The sequence below is a fragment of the Candidatus Nitrotoga sp. M5 genome (assembly GCF_927904885.1).
Lineage (GTDB): Bacteria > Pseudomonadota > Gammaproteobacteria > Burkholderiales > Gallionellaceae > Nitrotoga.
In genome coordinates this window covers 1-12,657 of sequence record NZ_CAKMNW010000022.1, presented here as the reverse complement: position 1 = coordinate 12,657, position 12,657 = coordinate 1, and the positions used below count along the sequence as shown (strand labels likewise).

Sequence of the window (12,657 nt, the reverse complement as noted above, 5' to 3'; positions counted from 1 at the left end):
AATGGAAGTGTCCAATCCAGCAAAGAATACCGAAAGCGACAGGGTAAATTTAAGATATATTGAGGTTCCCTAAAGACTGCCATCTCCACGAGTCAGTACACATCTGCTCTATACTTCGCTCAGCTTTCCAACCCAGTTCGCGCTCTGCCAGCGTAGGGTCTGCGTAACATGTAGCGATATCACCTGGACGACGCCCTACTATTTTATAGGGTATGTCCCTTCCGCTGGCTTGCTCGAAGGCGCGCACCATCTCCAAGACGCTATTACTCTGCCCCGTGCCCAAATTATAGGCGGTCACCCCAGTCTGATCAGCCAGCTTTTCAAGAGTCTTGACATGGCCAATGGCAAGATCAACAACATGAATATAATCTCTCATACCTGTGCCATCAATGGTTGGATAGTCATCCCCATAAATCGACAACACATCTCGCTGACCTTGCGCCACTTGAGCAATATAAGGGAGCAAATTATTCGGAATATCAGAGGGATCCTCGCCAATTAAACCGCTTGCATGCGCGCCTACAGGATTGAAATAACGAAGCAACGCAATTCGCCATGACGGGTCAGCTATCGCAAGATCACGAAGCATTTCCTCTACCATCAACTTACTTCTACCGTATGGATTGGTCGCACCAAGCGGAAAGCTCTCCAAAATTGGAACTGTAGCAGGATCACCGTAAACTGTGGCAGAAGAAGAAAAAACAAGCGTTTTTATCTGTGCCTCGGCCATCATCTCAAACAACACCAAACTACCATAGACGTTATTGTCATAGTAGCGTAATGGTTGTGCCACAGATTCTCCTACCGCTTTCAAACCAGCAAAATGAATCACCGCATCAAATTTATGCATTGCAAACAGTGACTGCATAGCTTGCCGATCACGAATATCAGCCTCAACAAATCCTGGCCGACGCCTAACAATACGTTCAATACGATCAAGAACCGTTGCCTTACTGTTACTGAAATTATCAACAATCAGAATATCGAACCCAGCGAGCATCAGCTCAACAACCGTATGCGAGCCGATATAGCCGGTCCCACCTGTTACTAAAATCATTCTTCTTCCTTTTTATCAGTGGCAAGATTCCAGATTGAAGGGCGGCTAAAGAAAGTCAATTTTGCGAGCAGCCGCTTCGCCGCTTGCCTGCTTATCCCACTGCCAGGCAAGACAAAGCTCGAGTAAAAAAATTTAACTCAGCATATATTTAACATTGAAGTGATAACATTTTTCGAGTAACGCGGTATTGTGACGAAAATTGGAATTTTAGAGGTATTTTGATGAGAAAGTTTTACAAATTTGCTTGTGAGGCAAGCTACATGAGTATCGTAACTTCTTAAATTTCGCTGTCAAAAAGACCAAATATGGAGTGATTATTTTATTATGACACCCACCCAAAAATACGAAATGGATAACTGATCCATGATCAGAGACTTATCCTTTTAAAACATGTTTCATCATTTTGCCCATTTCAGCGGGGTTACGTGTGATGTGTATACCACATTCTTCCATTACTGCCAGCTTGTACTCGGCCCCGCCCTGCCCCCCAGAAATAATAGCGCCAGCATGGCCCATACGCTTACCGGACGGCGCAGTAAGCCCCGCAATGAAGCCAACCACGGGTTTTTTCATGTTGCTCTTGATCCAGCGCGCACACTCCTCTTCATCACTACCACCAATTTCACCCACCATCACCACAGCGTCGGTCTCTGGATCATCGTTAAACAACTTCATTATCTGCAAGTGCTTCATGCCATTGATCGGATCGCCACCTATCCCGACACAGGACGACTGCCCGAAGCCCAGCTCGGTCAGCTGCCAGACTGCCTCATAAGTCAACGTTCCCGAGCGGGATACCACGCCAATGCGGCCCTTACGGTGAATATGCCCAGGCATAATGCCAATTTTTATTTCGTCCGGTGTAATCAGTCCTGGGCAATTAGGACCTATCAGTAACGTTTTCTTACCCTGCATTTTGTAACGAGTACGTAGCATGTCATGCTCTGGAATGCCTTCTGTGATGCAGATCACCAACTCTAGCCCAGCTTCCACCGCCTCATCTATCGCTGCTGCTGCATAGCGAGGTGGCACATAAATCACTGAGACTGTTGCTCCGGTTTGCGAGCTTGCTTCCATTACACTGTTGAATATTGGAATGCCCTCATAACTTTGTCCGGCCTTGCCGGGCGTCACGCCTGCGACAAAACAATTCGCTCCATTTGCATAATTCTTACAATGCAAAGTATGAAACTGGCCGACTTTACCAGTCATACCTTGTGTCATTACTTTCGTATCTTTGTTAATTAAAATGGACATTATGCCCTCTCTGCTTCTGCTGCCGCAGCAACAACCTTTGCTGCCGCTTCTGCCATATCACCGGCTGAAATAATTGGCAAGCCAGATTCAGCCAGAATTTTTTTTCCAAGATCCACATTAGTGCCTTCCAGACGTACCACTAATGGTACTTTTAAATACACTTCGCGGGCTGCAGCCACCACGCCTTCGGCAATGACATCGCATTTCATAATTCCACCGAATATATTTACCAAAATTGCGCGCAATTTCGGGTTTTTCAGCATCAATTTGAACGCTTCAGCTACTTTTTCCTTACTGGCCCCACCACCTACGTCAAGAAAATTTGCTGGTAGGCCGCCATACAGCTTGATGATATCCATAGTCGCCATGGCTAGCCCGGCACCATTCACCAGGCAACCGATGTTGCCATCCAGTGGAATATAGCTAAGGTCGAATTTTGAAGCTTCAACTTCGGCTGGGTCTTCTTCATTCAGATCGCGTAGCGCCATAATCTCTGGATGACGAAATAGCGCGTTACTATCGAAATTAATTTTCGCATCCAGCGCCAGTAAATTCTGATCCACCGTCAACACCAGCGGATTGATCTCCGCCAATATTGCATCTTTTTCCACGAATGTCTGGTATAAGCCTTGCAAACAAGCTCGAGCCTGAGCAAGCGCTGCATTCGGGATGCCAATCAGTCGCGCTACAGAGTTTGCCTCAGTATCGATCAGTCCTGTCACAGGGTTTATCCATATCTTGTGAATTTTCTCAGGCGAATGTGCAGCAACTGTCTCGATTTCCATTCCTCCCTCACTACTGGCCATAAGCACGACACACTGTTTGCTACGATCTATTACCATCCCTACGTAATACTCTTTGAAAATCCGCACCCCCTCCTCAATTAGCAAGCATTTAACTAATTGTCCATCAACATCTGTCTGGTGCGTAACCAACTTCATGCCAAGAATCTGTGCAGCATGCATACCAACATCCGACACCGACCTTGCCACCTTAACTCCACCACCTTGGCCACGCCCACCAGCATGAATTTGCGCCTTCACCACCCACATTGAGCCACCCAGCTGCTGCGCGACGGCAATGGCCTCTTCCACGCTGAAGCACACCGATCCTTGTGGGGTCGGCACGCCATACTGACGGAGGATTTCCTTGGCCTGATATTCGTGAATTTTCATGATTGATTCAATACCCTATTTCGTGCGCTACCTAGACGATACGCTACAGACTCAATACTACCTAAATAGCGCTCACTCTGAAATACAACATATTGATTTAATTTTAATAATCGTTGATATTTTAATATAAGCATTAATTTAAATAAATATTATGCAACTCAATATATTGATTTAAAACGAAACATACAACCACAGCGGAATCCGAACTACACGTAAAAATATACTCAAAATATGTATCTACGAGACATTTACGGCACACGAAATGGATCAGACCTTCTAGATAATTTCCGCGTAGCTGAATCGACAAGCCAGCTGTAAATTTGGATGCGTACAAAAGGCAATTTTTTTTATCCGCCGCTTGCTTTCGAATTCGTCTATACCGCCAGTCACACCCAATCCGTATTTCACTCGAAATTTCAAGCATGACTCATGTGCCACAGTCGCATGCGATCCATTATTGTCACTATCGCACACAAACGGTAATGCACCATGTGTCGCAATCCTTGCTCAGCTGAACACTACCGAGATAGCGCTGCTGAATTATGAAGCGCTTTCCGCTCAACGTAGAACACCACAACGGATAAGATATTGATTAGATTTACCTACATCCCAAAATTCGATTGATCAGAGTTCTATAAAATTCGATGAATGACGACAGTCAACCTTTTGCTTGCAAGGAAATCGTGGACTTTCACGTTAAACAGTGCTGAAAGCGAAATGTAATCGAATCAAATTTTTCTTTTGGAGACAATGCATCACGCAAAGTTTCGATTACATTGGTAACTTTCGCTGAAATTCACTAAGTTCAGATTGGTAGTATGAACATAGTACAACCGATATTATTCACACATCCATCATCCAACCTCTTTACAATAGTCGCTGACTTTCATATAGCGCATCATGACCCAAAACCGCGAACACCATTACGCTGAAAACGTACAGGAACACCTACATCAGGTACAAAGCCTGCTGGATAAGCACGCTCTGGTCGAAATGCTGGCACGCAAACAGGTAGTGCCACGCCAAAAACGTCACGAGCTGTTGAGAAATATCCTGCACAAGCAACACTTGGCAGAACTGCAAAATAAACTGAGCAAACTACATTCCTCCGATATCGCCTTTATCTTGGAGGCTCTACCTATCGAGCAGCGCTTGCTGGTATGGGATCTGGTCAATGTCGATTGTGACGGTGAAATCTTGATCGAAGTTTCCGATTCAGTGCGTGAATCATTAATTGCCACCATGAGTCCCAAGGAGCTGCGCGAGGCTGCGGAACAGCTTGATACTGACGAAATCGCTGATTTGGCGCATGATTTGCCGCATTCGGTGCTGCGCGACATATTTATGTCTCTCGCCATTGAAGAGCGCGAGCAATTGCGCGCGGCGATGTCCTATCCGGAAGATGCTGTAGGGGCACTGATGGATTTCGATATGGTGACAATCCGCGAGGACGTCACTCTGGAAGTTGTGTCGCGTTATCTGCGCCGTTTCGACGAGATGCCAGATCATACTGACCAACTATTTGTGGTGGATAGAAATGATATTTTTAAGGGTGTGTTGCCCCTTAATCGCTTGCTGGTGAACGAACCTGAAGTGCTCGTAAGCAAACTCATGCTAACGAGCACTATCAAATTACATTCGGATGACAAGGCGGAGCAAGCGGCGCACTCATTTGAGCGTTATGACTTAGTTTCTGCGCCAGTGGTAGAAGAAGATGGAAAACTGGTTGGTCGTGTTACCGTGAACGCGGTACTAGACTATATCCGTTCAGAATCAGAAAGTGACATTTTGAATACGGCTGGTTTGCGCGAAGAAGAAGATATTTTTGCTTCGGTCTGGAAGAGTGTAAAAAATCGCTGGATGTGGTTAGCGCTCAATCTTTGTACTGCATTCTTTGCCTCACGCGTGATAAGCGAATTCGAAAACACCATTGAAAAACTTGTCGCGCTCGCGACACTGATGCCTATCGTGGCAGGCGTTGCTGGCAACTCGGCAAACCAGACCGCCACTATCATTATCCGCTCGCTAGCGCTGGGGCAACTTAATCAAGCCAATACAGGTCGCTTGATTGGCAAGGAGCTTACTATCGGTGGACTAAACGGCTTGATTTGGGGTGGTATAGCCGGATTGTTTGCTTACCTCCTTTATAAAAGCGTACTGCTTGGTGTGATTTTGACAGGTGCCATGGTGCTCAATCTAGTCCTCGGTGCATTGGCTGGTTTACTAATTCCACTGTTCATGCAGCGTATGGGGCGTGACCCTGCCATCGGTTCCAGTGTATTGCTTACCGCTATTACCGACAGTGGTGGTTTCTTCATTTTCCTTGGTCTTGCGGCTCTCTTTTTGATCAATTGAATTACACATTTACTAATTTGTAATAGGACGGCAAAAAACGTAACGCTTTTGAGTTGATAAGTGGTTATAACTGAATACCATTAGCACTTCGTTAGCATGCCAATCAATCAGAAAAATTCCATCAAATTTTGATTTGGCTACCTTGGTGCGTAAGCGAACTTCTTCAAATTTATCTCATGGTTGGGGCAACAAAAAAGCTCGGTGAACAAATGCGCCGAATCAGCTTAAGGGTAGTATTCCAACGCTTAGGCCCCCTCCTCTGTCATGCTAGTTGTCGTTTTTCATCCGCGCTCGAGGTTGAGTGCGCAGGTACGACCTCCCCCCGTCTCATCTGTAAACCAGGGGCAACGATAAATGTGTATGCTGTGGCGGGAAGAACATTGCAAAATCGTATGCGTTTTATAGCACATACACAGCTTTGTGAGAAAGGACCAGCAAGAGACTAGCCTTTAAACTACTCCTTATATTAGAACTGAAACTATTATTGTTATTTAAAATGTATTTTGGGTGTCTTAACGTCGCATACGGATAAATGGCCGTTCGATAAGCGCATATGACCCTGACGCTACAAAAATCGTCCCCACCGTAGTAACCAGCAGCAGTAAGAACAACCTGCTACCCTGAAGCGCGTTAAATACCCCAATCTCCGCAAGCCACCTGAGCAGGGGAACATGCCATAAATAAATGCTATAGCTAACAACACCAGCAAAAACGATAGCTGAATTTCCAAACAACCAACCTATCAACCGATTGCTATTTATGCCCGCGATTACCACCAAAATTGCTGCAAAGCTGTATACCGTTGTCCAAGTATAAAAAATCAAGCTGTGGTTCCAATAATCCAACCACCCATAATGCATCCAATACAGGCATAGGAGCAAGATAGCCAAGCCCGCCATTGCTATCAAGTTATGGTGCCTTGACAACCATGTAGATACGATATTTTTATTTACGTGTAACATTGCCCCGAGCATTCCCATGCCAAATGAATCCATGGAGCCAGGCAACTGCGATGACATCAAAAAATTACCAGGGCCAGTGTATAGAATTGTTCCAGCGCGCCATAACCACATACTTGTCAACATAAAAACCAGCAATAACAACAAGCGCCTTGGATTGATCAGCCCTGCCAAAAATGGCAGCGCCAGATAAAACATGAACTCAATAGGCAAAGTCCACCACACGCTATTGATCGGATCCATACCTATGGGAGGTGGCACAAATAATATTAACAAATGTCGCAAAAATGATTCCATATTTGCAATTGGATTAGCTTGGCCCAGTAAATAAGCCACTCCAAGCAAGACAGCTAACTGAAAGTAATAAGCTGGAAATACCCTGACGGCCCGTCGGAACAAATAACGTTTTAGATTTGGCTTCTCCCGTAATCCTGCCTGCCATTGAGCGAACGGCAAGCTAAGCAAAAATCCGGACAGTACAAAGAAAATTTGTACCCCCGACCAACCTAACGAAAAGAAAGGTGTTAAATCAATATTCCATGTTCCAACTGGAAAAATAACATGGCCTTGTTGTGATGTTTCATAAACGTGAAAAATCAGTACCCATAAAGCCGCCCACCCGCGAAGCCCAGTCAATACTTGTAAATGAGGTTTGTTTTCTGCAAATTCGGTATTTGTCTGTGAACTCATAACTGGAATTTCTTAACGGCACCTCTGACAATTCAAGTTTTTATGCAAAAGTACGCACAATTAAAAAATTTTAGTAACGAGTATACCTATTTGCAAAAATCATAGCCTGCCTTTAGATGCCGTTGTTGATGCCGTTTTAACTATTTTCAAACTACATATATTTTACAGCGTGCTTGGCAGTAGGCCACAGTAGATCGAGGGTAAAGGATTTGATTTTATCGCGGCTAAGGCCAAGAACTTGCGTGTCACTTCCTGACATCCATCATCATCGCTTTACATCTAAAAATACCCAGCCAGAAAACGCTCATTTACTGAAGAAACGTGGACGACTAAGAGCAACAGACTCTGAGAGATGCAGATACTGATTGGGAATAAAATTTTGAAAGCATTCACTTGTTTGACTAATGGATTATTGCTTTAACCTTGCTTTTTCATACTGACAGTATTGGCTAACTGAACGAGGTTTTCTACGGAGTGCCTGGAGATGAGAGCCAAGGAGATAGAGGTGTGGTATTTTGCATAGCAAATTATTCTATTTGCTCACCAATTGTCAGCTTCTTCACTGTCTATAAAAGCATAACTTAGTGACATTTGTCCTAAGCCTCACTTATTGGCCCCACTGATTGTGCCACCGTTCGAGTGATGCAACTAGAGGATGACTAAACATATGTCCTTATAAATCGCCTCCTCAAGTTGAACTACCAGTAAAAAACTATGCGTATTACTACCGAAATGAAAACCGTAGCTTTTTCATTATTCGCTTGTCTTCTTCTGGAGCAGAACCTTCTTTCCAGATGGGCTTATATCATGGTGGTCATGTAATATAACGAACTCATCGCGTTTTATTAATTTCTCCTTGCCGTATATATCACAAACCTCAACTGAAATATTCTGACTGGGTGCTGATACTAAAAAGCTATCAATAGTTTCCACAATGTCATGATCAATAAAATGAGATTTGCTTGCATCAATTACGAGCTTACTGTTTGGTTTGACATACGCAAGTAGCTTCCTCAATAACGACTTATTGAGGAAGGAAACATCTTTATGAAACGTTAATATATAGTGTGAATCATCTTGAATCAGAGTAATGGCATCTCGGTAATTAGCTTTAATAACGAAGAACAAACCAAATACTATGCCGACTGACATGCCTATTAATAAATCGGTTGTTAAAATCGCTGTTATTGTAATAATGAACGGCAATAGTTGACTCCAGCCCTTTCGATAAAACTCCTTGAATAAAGCAGGTTTAGCTAATTTAAAACCCGTATGCAGCAGAATGGCTGACAAACAGCCAAGTGGGAAATAATTTATGTAGTTCGCAAAGAACATGACACTCAGCAATAGACCTAAACCATGAATAAAAGAAGATAGAGGAGTTTTACCACCCGCGTTAATATTGGCTGAACTCCGCACAATAACAGCAGTAATTGGTAAACCGCCGATAAATCCGGAAATCATATTTCCAACTCCTTGCGCTTTAAGCTCTCTGTTTGTAGGTGCAGTGCGTTTTAAAGGATCCAGCTTATCTACTGCTTCCAGACTTAACAATGTTTCGAGACTACCAACAATAGCTAATGTTGCTGCAACAACATAGACTTGAGGATTAGTCCAATAACTGAAATCTGGGAGTAAGAAGTTATCTAAGAACTCGCTAGTACTATTTGAGACAGGAATATTCACTAAGTGAATTGAACCTACTGCCAAATCCTGAAACCATCTCTCAGCAGCTAAATTATAGAGAATTCCCCATGCTATCGCGACTAATGCGCCAGGAATCAATTTTAAAAATCTCTGATTTTTAATCCATGGCCTTTCCCAAATTATTAGTATCAGTAAGGCAACTACAGATGTCAGTAATACACCATACGATATGGAGTTAAATGCATCTAATATTGGAAAAAAAAGTTCATGTACATCTACATTTCTATAGGCTTCAGGGCCCCCAAATTGTTCACTATAACCAGTAGCATGAGGGATCTGCTTAATAATTAAAATCAAGCCAATGGCAGCCAACATTCCCTTAATGACAGCTGAAGGAAAAAAAGCACCTATGATTCCTGCTTTGAGGTAACCAGCTATCAGCTGAATAATGCCCGAGAGCAGCACGGCAAGCAAAAATCCTTGGAAACTACCCAAAGTTTCAATACCATTAAAAACAATCACAGTTAAACCGGCTGCTGGGCCTGAGACACTCAGTTGTGAACCGCTTAGCCAAGAAACAATCAGACCACCGACCAATCCTGCTATCAGACCTGCGAATAGAGGCGCTCCAGACGCCAGAGCAATACCAAGACATAGCGGAAGAGCCACTAAAAATACCACGATACCTGCAGGCAAATCATCCTTTAGGTGTCGAAAATAGTGTGTGACAGGTAGCTGAGGCATTATTTCGTTTCCAAAATTTTATGTAAATAGCATCGCGTTAAACTCACGACACTTGGGGAAAAGCGTGGATGAAAGCTAGCGAATTGTTAAGAGTGAAATGATATCTCATAGCTAACTGCAGTTGTTTTATTTTGGTCTTAAAACCAATACATCACAAGGTGACAGGCTTATAATGCGGTCTGCAAAAGAGCTAAGGAAAAATCCAGCAAAACCTTTCTTATTTCTTGTTGCTACTACAATCATACCTGCATGAATTTCTTTAGCATATTTAGCCAGCCTATCTGCGGGATTTTGCGCAAATATAACTTCAAACTGTGCTTTTTTAAACACCGATAAAGGTATCATCTCACTTGCTTTATTTTTAATGAAATCAAGCGTATGTTGCCTCATATTTTCTTTCTCTTCCTTGCTAAGGATTTTTTCAACGCCCCTATCGCTAATATAAACATCTTCCCTGACAACATGAACAAAATATACCACCTTTTTGGTCCAGACATACTCATGCCCCCACCTCGAAATACTTGGCATAAACTCTTCTTCGGCTGGCATGGCAACTACTATTTTTAGTGGATCCATTTTGATCATCCTTAAATCAATATATAAAACGCCAACTCAGACAGTAATCTTTTGAAAGATCCTTTGTCAAAATAGCGGTAAAGCTTTTGTCAGCGGCACTCGCTGTCCAAAGAGAATTTGTTTTAAATGAACCAGCCTACCTGATAAAGATTTAGCAGCAATTTCATAGATATCCAGATCAGGACAGAGCTCTCCAAAACAGTATCAATTATGCCGGTATATATAACGATAACGTCAAAATTCTCGAGGACACAGTCCCTACTCTTAAATAATTAAACATGAACAATTGGTTCAAAGAAAACAAGGCGGACAAAGGACAGCAAATAATCTGCGTCTAGAATCGCCCCAAATAATATAGCAACACCCAAACCAGAATGGGTAGTCATTACGATGATAGTCTATAACATTTCTGCTGCAAAGCCACTGGTTTTAAGTATACAAATACTAGCAACAGCAAATAAAAACTGGACATTCTGGGCATCACTTTAGCTGGACAGCAAAGATGAGTCACTTCAGAACTGCCGATACGATGCTTGATAAAAACTGCTATCACGATCAGACTGCTTACAAGCAGAGAACCATTGAGTCGTTGGAAAATTGGCCCATGAACGCTATGTATATTGAGAGTCACAATGCCGATTGTCTACAGGGCGCCTCTAAAGATTCAATTTTGCGAGCAGCCGCTTAGAAGCTTGCTTGCCTGCTTACCTCGTTGCCAAGGAAAAAAGCGCATTAAAAAATTGAACGCAGCATATATTTGATATCTAGGAAAATAAATAATTTCGAATAACGTCATGTTGTGACGAAAATTGGATTTTTGATGTGCCCTACAATCCCACACGGCCAATACTGACATCAGCCAGCAAACGGCGCAATTGGTCTATTGCATCGCAACCATCACGGTCTAAATAAAAAGGCGGATTCAACTCTGAAGTGCAACTTTTGTAAGCGAACTTAGGTGGCGAGCTGCGTTAATATCGGAGCCACTTAAACGACCAAGTAAAAGGAGCACAGATGAAGAAATATAAGCAGCTCACCATCGGGCAACGATATCAGATTTACGGATTGAAACAAGCTGTTTTGAATCAAACTCAGATTGCCCAAAAGATAGGTGTGGACAAGTCGACGATTTCACGAGAGTTCAGGCGAAACAAAGGTCAACGCGGCTGGCGACCCAAGCAGGCGCAGTCGTTCAGAGATGAGCGCCGGCAAGCCTTGGCGAACGGCAAGTGCTTCTCATCGGATGAATGGGGGGAAGTCGAGCGGTTGATCCGGGAAGACCTCAGCCCGGAACAGGCCGCAAATCGGCTTGAATTAGAAGGTGGCTTGCAGATTAGCCATGAGATCATTTACCAACACCTCTACACGGACAAACGAAATGGTGGAGACCTGCACCGACATTTGCGCAGTCATAAACCACGCCGCAAGCGATATGCAAGTGGGCAAGAGCGGCGAGGCATGATTACGAATCGTGTCAGCATTGATGAACGTCCGGAAATCGTTGACCAAAAGACGCGCATGGGTGATTGGGAGGGTGATACCGTCATCGGCAAGAATCACAAAGGTGGACTGGTTACACTGGCCGAAAAGAAATCGCGCTATGTATTAGCGGGGCATATACGCAGCAAGTAAGCATGCTGCTGGGGTCACAGCTGTGACAACGCGCCTGCTGACGCCTTACAAGGATAAGTGCCATTCCATCACTTTCGATAATGGCAAGGAGTTTGCGGAGCATGAGAAAATGGCAGTGGAACTAAAAGCAGACATTTATTTTGCCAATCCCAATCACTCCTGGGAGCGGGGATTGAACGAAAACAGTAACGGGCTCTTGAGGCAGTACTTCCCCAAGAGCATGAAGCTGGCAGACATCACCGAGGAACAAGTGCAGGAGGCGGTAGAGCGGATCAACCACCGACCTCGAAAAGTACTCGGATTTAGAACCCCGCATGAGGTATTATTCGGGGTGGAATTACGCTACACCAAACAACCTCTGGCTGTTGCACTTCGAACTTGAATCCGCGGTTCAATAATCCAACAGATATTAAATTATTTTTTTTAGTAATATCGCCTTGGGGGTGATACTTCATTCAACTGTTTAGTAGGCAGAACATTACATAACCGCAATGAACTATGCATCGTATATAAAATGTAGTAGTTCAGACTTAATCTGACAGTAAAGTCTTGCCAAAGGGTGGGG

General features: G+C 43.7%; 7 protein-coding genes and 1 pseudogene. 2 read left to right on the top strand and 6 right to left on the bottom strand.

Features of this window, described 5'->3' with window-relative positions:
* Positions 1-49 precede the first annotated feature (49 nt).
* The 3 genes from galE to sucC all read right to left on the bottom strand — a co-directional run bounded on the left by galE (position 50) and on the right by sucC (position 3,489).
* The gene (gene galE / locus MJ770_RS06090) at positions 50-1,057 is read right to left on the bottom strand and encodes a UDP-glucose 4-epimerase GalE (RefSeq protein ID WP_239250721.1); all 1,008 of its coding nucleotides are present in this window, start codon (positions 1,055-1,057) and stop codon (positions 50-52) included.
* A gap of 375 nt (positions 1,058-1,432) precedes the next feature.
* Entirely contained in the window at positions 1,433-2,314 is an 882-nt protein-coding gene (sucD, locus tag MJ770_RS06085; protein ID WP_239250720.1) for a succinate--CoA ligase subunit alpha, read from the bottom strand.
* Positions 2,314-3,489 carry an ADP-forming succinate--CoA ligase subunit beta gene (gene sucC, locus MJ770_RS06080; RefSeq protein WP_239250719.1) on the bottom strand — a complete coding sequence of 392 codons (1,176 nt, stop codon included), beginning with the start codon at positions 3,487-3,489 and terminating at the stop codon, positions 2,314-2,316. Before sucC ends, sucD begins: the two co-directional genes overlap by 1 nt.
* A 900-nt stretch (positions 3,490-4,389) precedes the next feature.
* Between sucC and mgtE the strand changes: the two genes are divergently transcribed.
* Entirely contained in the window at positions 4,390-5,844 is a 1,455-nt protein-coding gene (gene mgtE / locus MJ770_RS06075; protein WP_239250718.1) for a magnesium transporter, read from the top strand.
* 512 nt (positions 5,845-6,356) lie between these two features.
* Here the strand turns inward: mgtE and MJ770_RS06070 are convergent.
* The 3 genes from MJ770_RS06070 to MJ770_RS06060 form a co-directional block, all read right to left on the bottom strand.
* On the bottom strand, positions 6,357-7,493 hold the full coding sequence (locus tag MJ770_RS06070) for an acyltransferase family protein (protein ID WP_239250717.1): 1,137 nt from the start codon (positions 7,491-7,493) through the stop codon (positions 6,357-6,359).
* A 753-nt stretch (positions 7,494-8,246) separates the two neighbouring features.
* The gene (locus tag MJ770_RS06065; RefSeq protein ID WP_239250716.1) at positions 8,247-9,884 is read right to left on the bottom strand and encodes a SulP family inorganic anion transporter; all 1,638 of its coding nucleotides are present in this window, start codon (positions 9,882-9,884) and stop codon (positions 8,247-8,249) included.
* Positions 9,885-10,010: 126 nt separating this feature from the next.
* Complete coding sequence (locus tag MJ770_RS06060) at positions 10,011-10,460, bottom strand: universal stress protein (protein WP_239250715.1); 450 nt, start codon at positions 10,458-10,460, stop codon at positions 10,011-10,013.
* Between the two features lie 1,014 nt (positions 10,461-11,474).
* Between MJ770_RS06060 and MJ770_RS15595 the strand changes: the two are divergent.
* Positions 11,475-12,474 (top strand): annotated as a pseudogene (locus tag MJ770_RS15595) (IS30 family transposase).
* Positions 12,475-12,657: the final 183 nt, after the last annotated feature.

Bases quoted from the DNA above. Each gene is read 5' to 3' on its own strand.
- galE (WP_239250721.1), bottom strand. From the start codon at position 1,057: ATGATTTTAGTAACAGGTGGGACCGGCTATATCGGCTCGCATACGGTT.
- sucD (WP_239250720.1), bottom strand. From the start codon at position 2,314: ATGTCCATTTTAATTAACAAAGATACGAAAGTAATGACACAAGGTATG.
- sucC (WP_239250719.1), bottom strand. From the start codon at position 3,489: ATGAAAATTCACGAATATCAGGCCAAGGAAATCCTCCGTCAGTATGGC.
- mgtE (WP_239250718.1), top strand. From the start codon at position 4,390: ATGACCCAAAACCGCGAACACCATTACGCTGAAAACGTACAGGAACAC.
- MJ770_RS06070 (WP_239250717.1), bottom strand. From the start codon at position 7,493: ATGAGTTCACAGACAAATACCGAATTTGCAGAAAACAAACCTCATTTA.
- MJ770_RS06065 (WP_239250716.1), bottom strand. From the start codon at position 9,884: ATGCCTCAGCTACCTGTCACACACTATTTTCGACACCTAAAGGATGAT.
- MJ770_RS06060 (WP_239250715.1), bottom strand. From the start codon at position 10,460: ATGGATCCACTAAAAATAGTAGTTGCCATGCCAGCCGAAGAAGAGTTT.